Source organism: Natranaerobius thermophilus JW/NM-WN-LF (assembly GCF_000020005.1).
GTDB lineage: Bacteria > Bacillota > Natranaerobiia > Natranaerobiales > Natranaerobiaceae > Natranaerobius > Natranaerobius thermophilus.
Map to the genome: position 1 here is coordinate 3019807 of NC_010718.1, position 18222 is coordinate 3038028.

At 36.6% G+C, this 18222-nt stretch carries 17 protein-coding genes; 4 read left to right on the plus strand and 13 right to left on the minus strand.

From position 1 onward, the window contains the following. The 7 genes from NTHER_RS14110 to NTHER_RS14140 form a co-directional block, all read right to left on the minus strand. Positions 1 to 981: an ABC transporter ATP-binding protein gene (locus NTHER_RS14110; protein WP_012449176.1), complete on the minus strand. Its 981-nt coding sequence runs from the start codon at positions 979 to 981 to the stop codon at positions 1 to 3. An 11-nt stretch (positions 982 to 992) separates the two neighbouring features. Then, positions 993 to 1892: an oligopeptide ABC transporter permease gene (gene opp4C, locus NTHER_RS14115; protein ID WP_012449177.1), complete on the minus strand. Its 900-nt coding sequence runs from the start codon at positions 1890 to 1892 to the stop codon at positions 993 to 995. A 25-nt stretch (positions 1893 to 1917) separates the two neighbouring features. Then, a complete protein-coding gene (locus NTHER_RS14120) occupies positions 1918 to 2877 on the minus strand; it encodes an ABC transporter permease (protein WP_012449178.1) in 960 nt (319 codons plus the stop codon). Between the two features lie 72 nt (positions 2878 to 2949). After that, complete coding sequence (locus NTHER_RS14125) at positions 2950 to 4623, minus strand: peptide-binding protein (protein WP_012449179.1); 1674 nt, start codon at positions 4621 to 4623, stop codon at positions 2950 to 2952. A 477-nt stretch (positions 4624 to 5100) separates the two neighbouring features. Then, positions 5101 to 6489 carry an HD domain-containing phosphohydrolase gene (locus NTHER_RS15465; protein WP_012449180.1) on the minus strand — a complete coding sequence of 463 codons (1389 nt, stop codon included), beginning with the start codon at positions 6487 to 6489 and terminating at the stop codon, positions 5101 to 5103. Positions 6490 to 6500: 11 nt separating this feature from the next. Further along, positions 6501 to 7019, minus strand: a complete 519-nt coding sequence (locus NTHER_RS14135) for a DICT sensory domain-containing protein (protein ID WP_238526196.1) — start codon at positions 7017 to 7019, stop codon at positions 6501 to 6503. A gap of 14 nt (positions 7020 to 7033) precedes the next feature. Then, complete coding sequence (locus tag NTHER_RS14140) at positions 7034 to 7639, minus strand: ECF transporter S component (protein ID WP_052291990.1); 606 nt, start codon at positions 7637 to 7639, stop codon at positions 7034 to 7036. Between the two features lie 94 nt (positions 7640 to 7733). On the opposite strand from NTHER_RS14140, the gene mntR reads away from it, so the two are divergent. The 4 genes from mntR (at position 7734) to NTHER_RS14160 (ending at position 11066) form a co-directional block, all read left to right on the plus strand. Next, positions 7734 to 8252: a transcriptional regulator MntR gene (gene mntR, locus NTHER_RS14145; protein ID WP_012449183.1), complete on the plus strand. Its 519-nt coding sequence runs from the start codon at positions 7734 to 7736 to the stop codon at positions 8250 to 8252. Positions 8253 to 8395: 143 nt separating this feature from the next. Continuing rightward, positions 8396 to 9196: a metal ABC transporter ATP-binding protein gene (locus NTHER_RS14150; protein ID WP_012449184.1), complete on the plus strand. Its 801-nt coding sequence runs from the start codon at positions 8396 to 8398 to the stop codon at positions 9194 to 9196. Beyond that, positions 9193 to 10062, plus strand: coding sequence for a metal ABC transporter permease (locus tag NTHER_RS14155; protein ID WP_012449185.1), 870 nt, complete (start codon positions 9193 to 9195; stop codon positions 10060 to 10062). Before NTHER_RS14150 ends, NTHER_RS14155 begins: the two co-directional genes overlap by 4 nt. 23 nt (positions 10063 to 10085) lie before the next feature. Further along, positions 10086 to 11066 carry a metal ABC transporter solute-binding protein, Zn/Mn family gene (locus NTHER_RS14160; protein ID WP_012449186.1) on the plus strand — a complete coding sequence of 327 codons (981 nt, stop codon included), beginning with the start codon at positions 10086 to 10088 and terminating at the stop codon, positions 11064 to 11066. A 99-nt stretch (positions 11067 to 11165) separates the two neighbouring features. On the opposite strand, the gene NTHER_RS14165 is transcribed toward NTHER_RS14160, so the two are convergent. The 6 genes from NTHER_RS14165 to NTHER_RS14185 all read right to left on the minus strand — a co-directional run bounded on the left by NTHER_RS14165 (position 11166) and on the right by NTHER_RS14185 (position 18177). After that, positions 11166 to 12470 carry an MFS transporter gene (locus NTHER_RS14165; protein WP_012449187.1) on the minus strand — a complete coding sequence of 435 codons (1305 nt, stop codon included), beginning with the start codon at positions 12468 to 12470 and terminating at the stop codon, positions 11166 to 11168. A gap of 208 nt (positions 12471 to 12678) precedes the next feature. Further along, positions 12679 to 13596, minus strand: coding sequence for a DUF1848 domain-containing protein (locus tag NTHER_RS14170; protein WP_012449188.1), 918 nt, complete (start codon positions 13594 to 13596; stop codon positions 12679 to 12681). Beyond that, entirely contained in the window at positions 13597 to 14550 is a 954-nt protein-coding gene (locus NTHER_RS14175) for an EamA family transporter (RefSeq protein ID WP_012449189.1), read from the minus strand. Positions 14551 to 14618: 68 nt separating this feature from the next. After that, complete coding sequence (locus NTHER_RS14180) at positions 14619 to 16232, minus strand: gamma-glutamyltransferase family protein (protein ID WP_012449190.1); 1614 nt, start codon at positions 16230 to 16232, stop codon at positions 14619 to 14621. A gap of 102 nt (positions 16233 to 16334) precedes the next feature. Further along, positions 16335 to 16481 (minus strand): hypothetical protein, encoded by a 147-nt coding sequence (locus tag NTHER_RS16010; RefSeq protein WP_012449191.1) that lies wholly within the window; start codon positions 16479 to 16481, stop codon positions 16335 to 16337. Positions 16482 to 16641: 160 nt separating this feature from the next. Then, on the minus strand, positions 16642 to 18177 hold the full coding sequence (locus tag NTHER_RS14185) for an L-lactate permease (RefSeq protein WP_012449192.1): 1536 nt from the start codon (positions 18175 to 18177) through the stop codon (positions 16642 to 16644). Positions 18178 to 18222 lie beyond the last annotated feature (45 nt).

Genomic DNA, 18222 nt, shown 5'->3' on the forward strand with positions numbered 1-18222 from the left:
TTAATCCTCACCTCCAGTCTTGTCGACATTCCAACATCTTACTTTATGGTCTTCAGTTAAATCAACCATTGGAGGAGGTTCTTGTTCACATTTTTCTGTTTTATATTCACAACGAGGATGGAATGAACAACCTACAGGCATCTCTAACAAATTAGGAACAGATCCTGGAATGGCCTTTAATTCTCTTAATTCATCTTTGATATCCGGACGAGAATTAATCAAACCTATTGTGTAAGGATGTCTCGGATTCTTAAATAATGTGACTATATCCGTATTCTCAACAATTTTCCCAGTATACATGACGATTACGTGGTCAGCCATTTCAGCTATAACTCCTAAGTCATGAGTAATTAACATTATTGATGAGTTATATTCGTTTTTTAGTTCTTTGATTAATTCCAAAATTTGAGCTTGAATTGTCACATCCAAAGCTGTAGTTGGTTCATCAGCTATTAATAATTCCGGATTACAAGATAGTGCCATGGCTATCATAACTCTCTGGCACATACCCCCACTCAAACTATGAGGATATTCGTGCATAACATTTTCCGCTCTAGGAATACCAACTTTTTTCAACATTTCGAGACCTTTATCAAAAGCTTCCTTATCACTCAAGCCCTGATGCAGCTTAATCGCTTCTCCTAACTGATCTTTCACAGTAAATACGGGATTCAGTGCACTCATAGGTTCTTGGAATATCATAGATATATCATTTCCGCGAATTTTTCTCATTTGACCCTCTGAAAAATCCAGAAGATTGCTATCTCTAAAAACAACTTCACCATTATCAATTTTACCAGGGTCTTGAATTAATCTCATAATACTAATTGAAGTTACACTCTTTCCACAACCGGATTCGCCTACTACACCAAGTATTTGACCACGATTTACACTAAAACTAACATCGTCGACTGCTCGGACAATCCCATCATCTGTATAAAAATTAGTCTTCAAATTTTTAACATTCAACAGCTCTTCCAAAGCACTCCCTCCTATTGCTTCAATCTAGGATCCAGGGCGTCACGTAAGCCGTCCCCTACTAGATTAATACTCAACACTGTTAAGAAAATCATTAGGCCAGGAGGTACATACATCCACCAGAAATTCTCAACGATCCGCAGGTTTCTAGCTATCTCTAGCATATTACCCCAACTTGGTTGAGGTGGAACTACCCCTAGTCCTAAGAAGGACAAGCCTGCTTCTACCAAAACTGCAGTTGCCATGGATAAAGTGGCATTAACAATCAAAGGTGGTAAAGCATTAGGGATCATATGCCTGGCGACCAGTTTTAGCTCTCTAAGTCCTAGAGCCTTGGCTGCTCTAACATAATCAGTATTTTTAATTTTCAAAAATTCTCCCCTGATAATTCGACAAGTCCTTGGCCAGGATAATATGCCGATAACAATCATAGTATTATAGATACTGGGGCCTAATACTGCAGCTATAGTAATGGCCATGGCAAGGAAAGGAAAAGCCAAAAACATATCAGTTAATCTCATGATTATAGTATCGGTAGTCCCGCCTTTGTAACCAGCCAAAGAACCTAAAATGATACCGATAACTAATTGAATACCTGTAGCGACTATTCCAACTGATAAAGAAACCCGACCACCATGTAATAATCTTGTATATATGTCCCTTCCTATTTCGTCTGTACCCATATAATGTTCACTAGAGGGGGGTTCTTCAGCCCTTGTCAAATCGTAGGCATCTCTTTCATGAGTAGACAAAACTGGAGCAAATATGGCAAGCAAGACAAAAAATATCAAAACACACATGCCAATGAGAGCTAATCTATTTTTTTTGAATTGCTTCCAAACCAGCTGCCTTGGAGTGATAACCCCTTTGGGTTCCACCCTCTCTTGGGCAGTAGAAGTTGCAGTATTACTCAATCCATCCACTCCCTTCTATAATAAATTAATTATATTTAATGCGGGGATCAACAACGGCATATAACACATCTGCCAGTAAATTACCCAGCATTACCATAAAGGCAAAGAACAGATTTATACCCATTAACAGAGGATAATCCCTGTCATGTACAGAGTCTAGCAATAATCTACCCATACCGGGCCATACAAAGACCGTTTCTGTTAATATAGCTCCGGAGAATAAGAACGGAAGGGTTAAACCGAGGAGTGTGATGACTGGTATCAAAGCATTACGCAGGGCATGTTTATAAATAACTATTTTCTCTGATAAGCCTTTAGCCCTAGCAGTTCTTACATAATCCTGTTTAATAACTTCTAGCATACTGGATCTAGTATAACGCATAAACCTAGCAGTTTGGGCTGCAGCTAAAGCAATCATGGGAAGTATCAAATGATGCAAAACTCTAGGTATAGCAGTAAAGAAATTTTCATCACTCAGGTTTGGATAACCTCCTGTTGGGAATATTTGAAAATCAAAGGCAAGGAATTTAATCAGCAAAATACCCAGGAAAAACACGGGAATAGATACTCCTCCAATTGCAATAACAGTAAACAAGTTATCTACTTTGGAATATTGCCTAGTAGCAGACAGCACACCTATCGGAACCGCTAATAAAATACTGACGAATAAGGCAGAAAAGGAAAGCATAAATGTTGGACCTATCCTGGAACCAATCAAACTTTCTACCGGAACATGATATCTGAATGAATATCCCAGATCTCCTTGGATTACTTGCGTAATCCAGCTCCAATAACGTTGGTGTATAGGATCTTTTAATCCCATTTCTTCTAATTGACGATCGATTTCTTCCTCAGTCAAATTGGGGTCTACCATTCCGCTCATGGGATTACCCGGGGCTGCATTGATTACCAAAAAAACAATTATAGTAACCCCAATAATTGTAGGGATAAGTTGAAGAATTCTTCTAACTATATATTGATACATTCCACGCCTCCTTTCGTAAATAAGGATCCCCACCCCAAAAAAGGGTGGGGCCCCTCATCACACCTTTATGACTTATTCAAGGTACCATTCATGTACGTCATACCAAATATTCCAAGGATTTGGTTCAAATACCTGGATATCATTGTTGTAGGCATAACCTTCATAGTCAGCGTACAAGAATACATAAGGCATCTCTTCTTGAAGTAAGCGCTGCCATTCTACATAATGTTCTCTTCGTTCATCCCTATCTGTAGTACGAAGACCCTGCTCCATTAGTTCGTCGCTTTCCGGATGTACAAATCCAACAGCATTGAATCTTTCATCAGGTCCCCAGATACCCGTTGGATCTGGGTCTGCACCTAAAGACCAACCCATAAGATAAGCATCGAAATCAATTTCGTCAAAAACCCTGTCACTCAAAGTGGCAAATTCTAAAGATTCTAAAGTAATGTCAATACCAATTCCCTGTAAGTCCTGTTCAATGATTAAAGCTGCTTGTTCTCTGGGTTCGTCGCCGGTAGGATATAATAGAGTGAATTCTAAGGGCTCACCATTTTGTTCCCAGATTCCATCATCGTTTTTAGTATAGCCAGCATCTTCTAATATTTCTTCGGCTTTATCAGGATCATGGGGATAAGTATCTAAATCTTCGTCATAAGCCCATTGGTTAGGTGAAAAGTGGGAATTTTGGACTTTACCTAAACCATCTAGGATACCATCAACCATACCTTCCCTATTGATAGCGTAAGTAGCTGCCTCTCTTACAGCATGATCACTAAAGATACTTTCATCCCTTAAGTTCATACCCATGTATTGATAACCATTAGTGGGATAATATTCAAGGGCTAACTCATCGTGAGCTTCATAATCATCCCACTCGCTCTCATCAGGTGGAACTTCAGCGATATCAACTTCACCAGTCTCCAAGTCTGCCCTGACTACATCGGGACTTTTTACTTCTACAGTAATTCTCTCTAATTCTGGTTCTCCCCTGTGATAATCTTCATTAGCAACTAATTCTACGTATTGACCTTCAACGTATTCCTCAAATTCAAAAGGTCCTGTTCCAATTGGTTCTGTCATTTCAGGGGCTTCTCTTCTTTCACCTACAGGGATATCTTCCCATACATGTTTAGGTGAAATGCCCCAGGTACTAACATAATATACGGCAGAAGCATCAACTTGTTCAAAGTGGAATTCTATTTCATGGTCGCTAATAATTTCAATTCCCTCTACTTCGTCAGCTTCTCCAGCTCGATATTCGTCAAACCCTTCCAGGTGCTGCCAGTAACTAGCTCTGGGACCTATATAGTCTTCATGACACATCCATTCGAAAGTGAATTTAACATCTTCTGCAGTTAGTGGCTCACCATCATGGAATTCAATATCATCTCTTAGTTTGTAATAAAAAGTTTTTCCATCATCACTTATTTCATGTTCTTCTGCTAAATTTGGATTTAGTTCCAAATCTGCATGGGGATCTGCTTCCATCATGCCATCAAATACTTGATTAAAAGCATCAAGATCATAAGTACTTTCATATTCACAATAATTAAATAGTCCGTCTGGTTCACTCCATATAGCATGAGTAATAGCCTGTTCTAGCTCTTCCTCTTCTTCGTCAACATCTTCTTCAGGCTCTTTTTCTTCTTCTTCAGCAATTTCTTCAGGATCAGCCGGATCACAACCCATAAATCCAAAAGACGCCACAAAAACTACGAGCAGTAAAATTAACAGCTTTCGCAATAAATTTCCCCCCAAATTTGAAATTTCATTCCGAACAATTTAGTCTAAACTGATAGCAAGCTAACAGCCTTTTTGTCTGACCACCCCCTCTAGTTTATATTTATGTATCTACAATTTTTTAATTTCAATAACTTTTTTGATTAATTCAAAATTTCTGTTAATTTTTTTCAATAACACTCTTATTCCATCACTTTATTTTGGCACTATTTTATTAAATATTCCAAAGCTATGACATTATTAAATGAAATTAAAGTTTTACAGTTATTAACATTCAATTTTGATTCAGTCTATATTACAACTGGATCAACAAGCAATATTAATTTAGCAATAATTACTAATATTTTGAATAATCAAATTATATAGAATTGTTTGCCGAATATTCTACGATATTCCATCTTATCTGTCAATGAAATACATTAATATTTTAAAGTGTTATTAAATGTCATAAAAAAGAAAAAGAAGGGTAAACAACCCTTCTTAGTTAATCTCTTGAAGATATAAATTAAGTAATTCAGTATTTGTTTTATGCATAGATAAATTTTCTAGTCTAAACTTAAACTCCAATAATTCATCAACTATTTCAAAAAACAGGTCTAACAATTCCCCATCAAAATGATTATTTCTTTCTTCTAACATAATCTGAAGAGTTTTTTCTTTAGAGAAATCTTGTTTATATACTCTTTTTGATGACAGAGCATCAAATACATCGGCAATAGCCACTATGCGTGCTTCCAGAGGAATATCCGTACCCTTTAACCCTAATGGATAACCCTTTCCATTATATTTTTCATGATGATAATAGCAAATATTTCTAGCCATGTTAATTAACCGCTGTGAAGAATCCTGCAAAATTCTTGCTCCAATATAAGGATGTCTTTTCATAACTTGATATTCTTCACTTGTTAATCGCCCTGCTTTCATTAAAATCCGATCTGGTATGCCAATTTTTCCGATATCGTGAGTTAAGGAAGCATAGGTCATTAACTCAACTTCAGTTGGATTAGCACCATAAGCCCTGTAAAGTTCTTTGGAATAGTAACTCATTTTGATCAGGTGCAAAGCAGTTTCCACATCTCGATACTCAGCAGCAAAACAAAGTCTTTTGATCATTTCATATGAGGTTCTCTTATTATTTTTTATTTCCTCTTGTAATTGTACATTTGCTCGTTTGAGTTGAATTGTCTTGTCTTCTATTTCATTTAAAGCGCGATTAATAAAGTATGTCGTTGTATCTATATCCCTTGAAGTTTTAGAGTCCAAATTAGAATTATCCTGACTTAACAGAGAGGATTCCGCTGGATCCGCTAATGAGTTTTCAGGTACATTCATCCTGGCTAATTTTACACCATCTAAGGCTGTCTTAGTATCAAAACTCAAGATACCCAAAAAAGCTCTAAAGTCATCTTTACCTGGAAGTTTGTCTTGATTCATAGTTTGCGGTTCTCTTTCCCAATTTATTAGATCTGGTTGTTCATCTAGTTCTCTAGTTGCCAGAATCATGGGGTTAGGCCTATAATCTACTATCACATTCCATTCTTGGATCAAAGGCGATAAAGAATTCAATTCTATTATTATTAAATTGTTTGGGTAGTTTGGCTGTTTTAATTCGTTCCATTTTACATCAGATGTAAAAATGTAAATATTATTGCAGATTTTAGCTAGTTCTAAGTATCTGTCAATCTCTTCTATGAAAAATTTAAAGTGTTGAAAAAATACATACATATCAGCTTTAAAACCTGAAGATATGACTATATCTTCTAAGGCGTGACTAACTGCTAACATGGAACTTTTTGTGAATTTAGTTTGATGCAGTAAAGAGTATTTGTGACTGAGCTGATAGAAAATTCCTTTATCTTGTCCGTTCATAAAATTTCCCCTCAGATCAATTGATCAAGTAAGTCAACAGCTTTTTTGACTGTATTAGGATTAGTTGATTTTGCTCCTTTGAAATTACGATCTTTTAAATCTTCTGTATAAAATCCATCCATGTCATAAGCTACCATCATAGATTTTGCCAAGGGCCTATCAATAACCAGAAACCATTCTTTTGTCAAACTATGATTTTTTGGCAAATAGATAAATTCAACATTCGGATGTGGAGTCAAGTCTTTATCATGTTCACCAAATATGTACACCTTATCCACATTATCGGCAATCTGTCTAAATCTGTCCCAGATATCTTCCGCTCTAGAGACTTTTTGAAAACCTGCGTACACTACCCCTTCAGTTTTCTTTTGCAGCAATACTTTCTCCATAATATAACACATTTTTTCCAATTGAGGTACCTTTGTCTCGTACTTTAGTGAAAATGAATTTAACTTCTCTTCACTGATATCATTTCCTAATTGCTCCACCTCCCCATCAACATCCTTGAAAACCTCTTTGTACAGTGACATTTCTTTCACTACTCTCACCTCCATAAATATTTATAAGATTGAATTTTAGGAAAAACCATCATCATAGCAAAAAATAACACAATACCCTTTATCAGGTTAAAAGGGATTAGTACAAAAGCAATATAGCTTGCTAATCCATTTACTAGTGGATTAATTTCACCAACCATTTCGATAATTTTTGATAAGGGCAAGTCCAAAACAGTTTCGTATAGTGGAATAACAACCATCAAGTTAATTACAACAGCTGAAATAGTCATTATTGCCATTCCCACAAATAAAGATGAGTTAAGTGAAAATTTTCTTTTATAAAACAAATAAGAGGCCACTACAACATAACTACCACTAACCAAAAAATTTGTCAGTTCACCAATTCCCATAGTTGCAGTCGAAAATACATGAAAAAAGTTTTTTAAAAAAACTACTGCAACTCCCATTAAGGGACCATGAGAAAACCCAGCTAATAACGCAGGGATATCACTCAAGTCAAGCTTTAGGAAATATGGCATAAAAGGTAAGTTTATCTCAATAAACATTATTAAGTAAGATATTACTCCAAACAAAGCTGTGGTAACCAGAGCTTTGGTAGATATTATTTTGTCATTACTTGCCAAATTTTCCAAAACTATCACCCTAATGTCGATATCAATAATAAGATAACACAGGTTAATTGATAATGACAATAGTTTTTAATACTCATTTTGGGGAGGGGTTATTATGAATAAGAATGAAAAAGACAATCGCAATGAAAAAGACAATCGCTTTGAAAATCAAGGAAAGGAATTTTACACCGATCGAGGTTATGAACAAATTCAAAAATACGATTTAACACCTAGCATGGAAGATTATCTGGAGATGATTATTAGATTAAGTGATCAACAGGGCTATACCAGGGTAAATAGAATTGCTGAAAGTTTAAATGTGAAACCTGCATCTGTATCTAAAATGATACAGAAATTATCTCAGAAATCATACTTAAAATATGAAAAATACGGTATGGTTCATTTGACAGCTAAAGGACAACAGATCGGAGAATACTTGCTTGAACGGCATCACATACTGGAAGAACTGTTAAAAACAATTGGGGCAAGGGGAGATTTACAAAGAGAAGTTGAACGAATTGAACACCACATCAGCTACGATAATTTTATGATTTTATCGGATTTTCTCGATTTTTTAAAAGATAACCCAGAAATACTCAGGCAATTTCATCAATATAAACAGAACAAAAAATAAAATGTTTGAATTTCCCATGATTATGCCCTGATATTTTTTTGGACAAGCACAAGATATAAGCAGACCCATATATTATTAGTGAAAGACTGGAGTTAACCGCGTATAACAAAGTTAACTGCAGCTAAAAAACGGAGGGATTACCAATGACTGTTGGCAAGGCAAGCCAAAATGGCGTGGCAGTTCAGGTCGAAAATTTATCTGTTTCATATCACGAAGTTAGTGCTTTAAATAAAGTTTCTTTTTCAGTACAACAAGGTCAGAAAATTGGAATCTTAGGTCCCAATGGTGCAGGAAAATCTTCACTAATTAAGGCTATAATGGGATTAACAAATTATCATGGCAAGGTAAAAATCTTTGGAAAAACTGTAAATGAATCCAGGTCACAAATTGCATATGTCCCTCAACAAAGCAACATTGATTTAACCTTTCCTCTTTCTGTTGAAGAAACTGTCATGATGGGTAGATATCCTTATTTACCAAAAATAAAAAGTCCCACAAAACATGATAAAGAAATAGTCTATCATTGTATTAAGCAAGTAGGATTAACAGATAAAAAGACAAGACAAATTGGTGAGCTATCTGGTGGAGAACGGCAAAGGATGTTTTTGGCCAGAGCTTTGGCGCAAAAAGCCAGGTTATTCTTTTTAGACGAACCCTTCACAGGAATTGATTTTACTTCAGAAAAAATGATTTCTAACTTATTAGCAGAGTTATCAGAGCAAGGTAAAACCCTTTTTGTTGTTCATCACGATTTAAAAAGGGCAAGACAGTATTTTGATTATGTGATTTTATTAAACCAAAATCTAATAGCTGCTGGCAAAACAGAAGAAGTTCTCCAACCTCATTACTTAACAGAGGCATATCAGGGAGAAGCAGTGATTATGCAAACAGATTCAGAAGGAGGAGATCAAAAGAATAAAGATTTCCTCGTGGTGTCCGGATGATAAGTGGTACACTTTTGACCAATTTTTCGTTTTTTCTACAGGCCGTCGGTGACTATCAGTACTTGCAAAATGCAATAATAGCAGGAACTTTAGTTGGAATTCTCTGTGGAGTAATCGGATGTTTCATTATTCTTAGAAGACTATCATTAATGGGAGATGCCATCTCTCATGCCGTTTTACCCGGAGTAGTAATTTCATACATGCTTGGCATCACTTTTTTCATAGGTGCAGTAATCACCGGAGTAGCTACGGCCCTAGGAATTGGATATGTTAGCCAAAATAGCAAGCTAAAAGATGATTCTTCTATTGGAATCTTGTTCACTGCTGCTTTTGCACTGGGGATAGTTATGATAACTGCTTTGGATGGTACTGAAGTTGATTTATGGCATATATTATTCGGTAACGTTTTGGCAGTCTCAAGATCAGACTTGTTGTTAACAGCTTCGACAGGGATAGTTTCCCTTATAGGAATTTTCATTTATTACAGAGAATTAGTTATTTCCACCTTTGACCCCATCATGGCACGAGCTATAGGTATTGCAACAGATAAACTTCACTATCTATTAATGCTCTTATTATCACTCGTAACAGTAGCTTCACTGCAGACAGTAGGAATTGTATTAGTAGTAGCCATGTTAATAACCCCTGCAGCCACCGCTTTTCTGTTAACGCGTAATCTAGCTAGAATGCTGATATTGTCGGCCATTATAGGCGTAATATCTTCCTTGGCTGGGGTTTACTTTTCATTTATTTATGATGTGGCCACAGGTGGAGCAATTGTTTTGGCTGTTTCAGTGCTCTTTTTAGCAGCCTTCCTCTTTTCTCCCAGGGAAGGTATTATTATCAAAAGAGTCAAGTATAGCTAAATTAATTTGAAGGAGGAACAAACATGTGCCAAAGCCTTAACTTAAAAAAGTTAAAAAAACAAAATACTTTAATTCCCTCGATTTTAGGGATATTAATCTTAAGTTTTGGGATGCTACTTTTATCAGGTTGTCAAAGTTCCCAAAATGAAGAACTTAAAGACAAAGAAGAACAAACAACCGGAGAAACTGATTCAATACAAGTAGTTACTAGTATTTCAATTATCGCAGATTTTGTTGAAGAGATAGCAGGTAACAAAGCTGAAGTAGAGTATATTGTACCTCTAGGAGAAGAACCAGAAGAGTACGAACCTACCCCCAGTGATTTTCAGGCAATTAGTGATGCAGAAATCTTTTTCTTGAATGGTTATAATATAGAAACTTGGCTAGAGCAAGTGACTGAAAGCGTTACCGAAGATGTGAAGGTAGTTCCAACGGCAGAGGAAGGGCCCACTCTTCCCTTGGAAGGAACGGACATTCCCGATCCTCATCTATGGTTGGACCCGATTTTAGTACGTGATTATTATGTGGAAAAAATCACTTCAACTTTAATTGATGTAGACCCCAACAATGAGGAGTACTACCAAGATAGGGCCGAGAAATATCAGGAACAACTTACAAAACTGGATGAACAGCTTAGCCAAAAGTTAGATGAAATCCCACAAGAAAACCGGTTAATTATTAATACAGAAAATTGTTTTAAGTATTATGGAGAAACTTATGATTTAAAAACCGATGGGATTTGGGAGTTGAATGCTCATGAAGAAGGAACACCCCAACAAATCGCAAGAATTGTAGATAAGGTAAAGAATCACCAGGTTCCGGCTGTATTTGTTGAATCCACCATAGATCCACGTTACATGGAAAATGTCGCTGAAGAAACAGACGTAGAAATAGGAAAGCCTATTTACACCGATGCCCTGGGGGAAGAAGGTAGTAAAGCAGAAAATTATCTAAAAATGATGAAGCATAATACAGAATTATTTGTTGAAAAACTTTCAGAGTAAGAATAGAATAACATCGTTAAATAGTAAAAGCCCTGATCTGTGGCAAGTAGGCAATTACTTAACCACTGACAGGGCTTTTTAATTGATCTAGCACCAAACTTAAGTACTCCCATACAGATTTTCTTTATAATTAGAGCTTAAAATGAAAAATGATAATGATAATATAAATATTACAGTTGCCAGGGTAATCCAGCTAATTTGATAACTTCCTGTTATATCAGCCAGCCAACCTATGAAAGGTGGGCCAATAACAACTCCGGTCCTAATAAATATTAATGCCAATCCAGTGGCAGTCCCCATTAATTTTTTGTCAACTACATCTCCCACAGTAGTAAAAAATAGTCCTGGTATACCAAGGCTAGTAACTCCTAGAATAAAAGTAAAAATCATAATTACAGGAATTGGGATCCCCGGTTCATCGAAAAATATAGCCAGTACCAACATTAACAAGCTGACTAAAAGTCCCAGTATAAATAGACCAAGTCGTCTATTGCTCCTTAAGAAACGGTCATTGATAATGCCCCAGCTAGGTTTACCAATAATACCCCCTGTTTGGAACACTGCCAGAGATGCTCCGGCGATAAAACCAGAATAACCTAAATCTCCGTCAAGAAATAAAGGAAAATGTGTTGTTATGTTGCTAATAGTAAAGCCGAAGGTTAAACCGATTAAACAAACTGTCAGCAAAACTTTATTAGTTACTAATTTAGCCAGGTCTTCTTTGAAACTAGAATCTGATTTAGAAGATTCTTCAGAGTCAGAAGTGTTTTCTTCCTGTTGGGACTTGGTTCCGTCCTGACCAGGGTTATAAAATTTAAATAAAATTCCACTCATCAAAAGTGCTACTCCAGCCGAAACTAAGATTGCATTTCTCCAACCAAATAATTCACCTAAAAAAGGTAACAGTAACGCTCCAAGTATGCCACCGATTCCGCCGCCTGCTTGGGTTATTCCCAGTGAAACTGCCCTTTTATTTGGGGAGACAAGTTCCATAACCCCTTTATTAATGGAAGGTGTAATAATACTGAAACCGATACCAGTAAAAAAAGCTAGAGCCAATAAAAGTACAAAAATATTGGTTACAGAATGAATTATCATTAAAGATCCAATAATAGCAGTACCCATAACCAAACCCATTTTGGAACCCAGGCGATCAACTACTCTTCCACTAAAAATAGCTAAAATTGTAGCACTTAAAAAGAAAAAGGTAGTATAAAGTCCCGCTTCCGCACTACCTATCTGAAAATCTGCACTTACCATAGGGAGCATAGCTTTAAAACCTTGAACATTGGTACCAACAGCTATGTATGCCGTAGACATTACCATTAATATCGGAAAATGGTTAACATTCTGACTTCGTTTTCCAACTACCTCCCCATCTCTAATTTCTTGCCCAGTTTCCATTTCAATAACCTCCGTATTGCATAGTATCACTATATTTAGGGACACTAAATTTCCTTACAAATATCTTAACATTAATTAATAACCCGGTAAAGACATTACACCCTATACTTATTAAACACCTTGCAAAGTCGTCACGCATTCTCGTGATTTTAGTCATGAGTTAGTGGCGACATATGGTAGCTAAAACAAAGTTTAAAGTCTGGTTTTATCATTTTCTAAAATCCAGTAATGAAGAATTGTTTATGTGATAATGACTATTAAGGTTTTTTTCTACTGTTTCTTGTCGACCATAAGCATAACAATAACTGCAAAAGTGTTTACATGTGCTATATATTCCCATATCCACAGATTGACTGCACAAACAGTACTCTCTTTGATTACAATCCCGGGAAATCTCATTAAAGGGAATACCTGTATAACTTGAAATTAATTCTCCATCTATACAGGAACCAGGTGTTACAGAATATTCAGCCAAATATCTGTCACAACAACTATACAATTCCAGATTGTAGTCTTTGGCAATCTTATTTAAACCCAGGCCCAACTTTGTCAGATCGGAGTCAGATAATGATTCAGTACTATAAAATTTCACATTTTCATGTTCAGATAATAGGTGAAACCTGCGACTAATCTTTTTATAAAAGTCTAATAAACTGACGGTGAGACGCTTGGTATAACCTTCTAGTGTAGCTGCTAGATAATCAATCTTCCCTAAGTGGTAATCAATAGGTGTCCTAGAGCTTATTATAATGGGGTCATAACGCCATTGGACTCGGTCTGGTCCCGTTTCGCCAATGATTTCATTCAATCTCTTAAAAGTTGATAATTGTTCTTCTAATGAAGGTAAGCCAGGCTCAAGAAAATCAGGGTAATTATTCAAGGTATACTGAAAATAATAAAAGTACTGTTCTTGATTAAGTAAATTAATAATAGGAAAGAAAGGACGGGGATTTTTGGTCCAAAATACAATACAGGCCACATCTTCTGGTCGAAGAGAGGTCTCCCTAATTTGCCGCGGGTTAAAGGGGTTTACACTATAGAAAAAACCTTCTTTGATTCTATTTTTAAACCATTCCCCAAAAAAAGCTGGGATATCTGTGCGACGGCTTGCGCTAATTATCTGCATTTATTTTCCCCCTTCATGACTTTTATTCTGCATTTCATCGGCTTCAGGGACAAATGGCTTTTTTTCAGTTTCCCCAGTCCTTTCTGATACCAGTATCACAGCCGAAATAACTATTAACATACCTACGCCTTGCCATAAAGTCATCTGCTCACCAAAAACAATTCTCCCTAATATAGCCGCCACAACAGGCTCAATAGTGGCAATGATAGAAGCTTTGCTAGATTCTATACGAGAAAGCCCCAGGGTATATAAAATATAGGCCAGAACAGTAGATATCAATCCCAGTCCTAAAATACTTAGCAAAACCCAAGGGTTCACAAAGGCGCCCATGTTTGCAATTACTCCACTCATAGGCAGCAAGGCAAGTCCGGCAAAGACAAAGGTGTAAATGGTAATAGTCAAAGATGAATATCTATAACTAGCAGCCTTACCAAAAATACTGTATAAACCATAGAAAAATCCTGATCCTATCCCCAATAATAGTCCCAAGGGTGAAACTGATATTTCATTAGCAGGTAGGAGTCCTGTAACCAGCATACAACCAATTAATGTAAAAGCCAAGGCCGCCAGCTTTCTACCGGTCAGAGGTTCTTTAAAAAAAATATAAGAAAGCAGTGCAACAAAAGCAGGGCCAGTATATAGCAACACCACAGCAATCGAAAGTGACATCTCCTGAATAGCAGTAAAGTAACACCAGTTAAAGAATACTATACTAACTATTCCCGTTCCAATAAAGTACCAAATATCTTTTAAAGAAATTTTTAACGCAGAAGGATTGAAGATCCCCACATATATTAGCATTAAAATTGAAGCTGAAATAGCTCTCAAAGCCACTACTTGTAAGGGAGAAAATCCGAACTGATACAAAGGGACAATAAATAAACCGATAACTCCCCAAAAGGCAGCAGCTATCGCTATAAGCAAATAGGCTGTGCCTGTTGCCTGATTATCCAAAATTCACTTCCTTTCGAGGCAATATATTATTTTCAACATATTGATTAAAACAATCGGCTTTTTTAAATTTAATAAACTGCTATAGAACCATCTGTCCGTGGTTCTGTACCACCAAAAAGTACTCCACTTTGAGGATCACGCCAGATGATTTGCCCTCGCCCGAAGCTTCCAGAATCCAGACTAACGTTAATATCATGTCCTCTGCGATATAATCCTTCCGCAATGTGAGCAGGAAGTTTTCTTTCTACGGAAACTTGTTTATCTTTTATCCACTGCCATCTAGGTGCATCCAGAGCTGCTTGTGGATTTAAATCAAAGTCCACAGTATTCATCACAACTTGTAAATGACCTTGAGGCTGCATAAAACCACCCATGACTCCAAAGGGACCAATTGGATCTTTACCTTTAGACATGAAACCAGGAATAATGGTATGGTACGTTTTCTTGCCTGATTCCAGGACATTATCATGGGAAGAGTCAAGTGAAAAACTACAGCCTCTATTTTGAAAGGCTACCCCAGTTCCTGGCAATACAATTCCAGATCCGAAACCCATATAATTACTCTGAATAAAGGATACCATATTGCCCTCTCCATCTGCTGTAGCTAAATACACTGTACCACCTCGAGGAGGAGAACCAGGTTCTGGAGTTATAGCTTCATCCTTAATTAAAGCTCTTCGCTCCCGGGCATAGTCTTCAGATAATAAATCATCAATATCAACTTTCATGTGATGAGGATCCGTAATATATTTTTTTCCGTCTATAAAAGCAAGCTTTAAAGCTTCAATCTGGCGATGATAAGTAGATAAAAGTTCCTTGGATTCAAAGTCGTCATGCTGAAGTATATTTAAAGCCATTAGTGCAACTATCCCCTGCCCATTAGGTGGTATTTCCCAAATATCATAACCACGATAATTTAAACTAATAGGGTCCACCCACTCTGGGGTAAATGACTCTAAATCACTTCCCCTAAGATAACCACCGTATTTTTTAAAGAAATAATCTACATTATCTGCTAACTCACCTTTATAAAAGTAATCCCCCCGGGTTTCTGCAATTTTTTCTAGAGTGTCACCATGGTCCTGGGAACTCCACATTTCACCAATCATCGGCGCACGACCATGGGGAGCAAACACACGAAACCATTCGGAATACTCTTCACCTTGCCATTCTTGCTTATATTTATTGAAAGCTCTATCCCAGTTCTTGCCGAGTACTGGAGTTATGGGGAATCCTTTCCGGGCATATTCAATGGCGGGTTCTAAAACCTTTTCCAGAGGTAACCTCCCCATTTGTTCATTAAGTTCTACCCAAGAAGCTGGTGCTCCAGGTACTGTAACAGGTAAAACCCCAAAATTGGGAACTTTATCATATCCTTTTTTGATTAATGCCTCTCTAGAAATTTGTTCTGGAGAAGGCCCACTAGAATTTAAACCGTGGAGTTTCCCTTGATGCCATACCAGGGCAAATGCATCACCACCTATACCATTTGAAGTGGGTTCAACGACAGTCAAGCAGGCAGCAGTTGCAACAGCGGCATCAATGGCATTTCCACCTTGTTTTAAAATTTCTAAGCCAGCATTGGCAGCCAATGGTTGTGAAGTGGCTACCATTCCGTTCCGAGCCATTGTAACACTTCTTCGAGACGAATACGGATGATTCAAAGAGTCAAACTTCAGCATAACAACCCCTCCAGTTTAGTATCCTTTAAAATCTACAAAGCTATCTAACCTTCTAAATTTATGCTAACTTTCTAAATTTATGAATATCTTATCAAATGTAAATTAAAAGAACAAATTCCACAGGGCATTGACACCCAAAATTACTACAGCGGGTAACGCCAATACACTCCCCGTCTCAATGTGGATAGCACCATAGATCATCAGAAATACAAATATTAGAATTACAATAGAGTAGCTTTTTTTATTCATATTAATCTCTCCTGCCAACAATTAATTATGAGTAATATAAGATGATTGGGTTTATGTTTAGGCACTGTAATATTTAGTTGTTGATACTGTAAAATTAAATTTACAGTTATCAACATTCAACTCTAATCCAGTCTATGTTTAAAAGCCTATAAACCCAAGTTTATAATGTATTTAACAACACCCAATTAACCATTCCTAAAATCACAGCAATCAATAAAGTTATATGTATTATACGGCCATAAATATAAGCTTCCTTACCATTTAAATTTACTGAAGACGTCCCCAGTAATACCTGGGTAGGGCCAATACTACATCCTACAGATCCTCCGATAGATTGGACAGCCGCCATAATAGCCGGGCTAACCCCCAAAGTAGTTGCTACTGTAGCCTGAAAACTTCCAAATATCACATTTGAATTAGTATTACTACCTGTGATAAAGCTACCTAAAACACCAAAGAACGGTGCAAAAATCGGGTAAAATTGACCAGTTAAATTGGCTACATTATGAGCCATATTTTCTATCATGCCTGAATCCATCATTAACAAAGCCATACAAATTAACCATGTCAAGGTCAGTGTGGTCCCAGTACATTTTTCGACTGTTTTATTAACGACTTGAGAAATTTCTGTCCGGGACAGTATTTGTTTACTATTATAAACAAATATACCTGCCAAGGAGGAAATTAATATAATTGGTGCTGGATGAGTCAATAGATCGATGGTTACATATTGCAATTCTTCTGTGACGATATAGCCCAATCCAGTTTCAAAGCCAGGAAAATCAAAATTTAATTCTGGTCCTTGAATCGGGGAGAGTTGAAATAACACTGATAAAATTATGATTAGTCCATAGGGTAAAATAGACTCAAGTAGATTGAGTTTACCTCGATAAAAATTTATTCCACTATCATAGTTCTCTTTGGTAGGGACAACCAACTTTCGATAAACAAAAAACAAAAACACTAATCCAACTAATGCAGTTAATAAGGAAACAACGGACATCATCTGTAGATAAGTAATGATAAACATAGAACCAACCATGACAACAGTTGTAGAAAGAATATAAGGGACTCCCTTAGTAATAGCTTGAAATCCTCCATAAATATAGCAAACTCCAAAACCTGTAAATAACATAGCTACTGATGTATATAGTGACATCCAAAAAGCGAGATCACTAGAAGGTAAGCCTGTAACTAGTCCAATAGTGTAAAAAGAAGATCCCATAGAGCCAAAACTTATAGACCAACTATGCCCAAGTAATACTGCAGCTACTGAAGCGAAAGGATTAAAACCTAATTTTACTAGTATAGGAGTCACAATAGCCACAGGCACTCCAAATCCAGCAATCCCCTGTAAAAAAGAGGAGAAGACCCAACTTAACAATAAAAATTGTACAAACTTATCTTCGATTACTAAAGTTAAATTACGACTGATCACTTCAATGGCACCTGCTTCATTGACTAAATTGTATAGAAAAACAGCTGCCCAAATTATCAATAACACAAATAGTGATAGGGAAAACCCTTTTCCCAATGCTACTACCATACCTTCTAGGGGTAATTGAAATACCCACAAAGAAATCCCAGTAGCTGTCAAGAATGATATAGCACCTGCTTTTCTGGCTGGTAATTTAAACAATAAAAGAAATATTAATAATATTAGAATTGGAATTACAGCAAAAATATCTACTATCATGAAGCTTTATCCCCTTTCTGATTGCTGACCTAAACAAAACAGGAC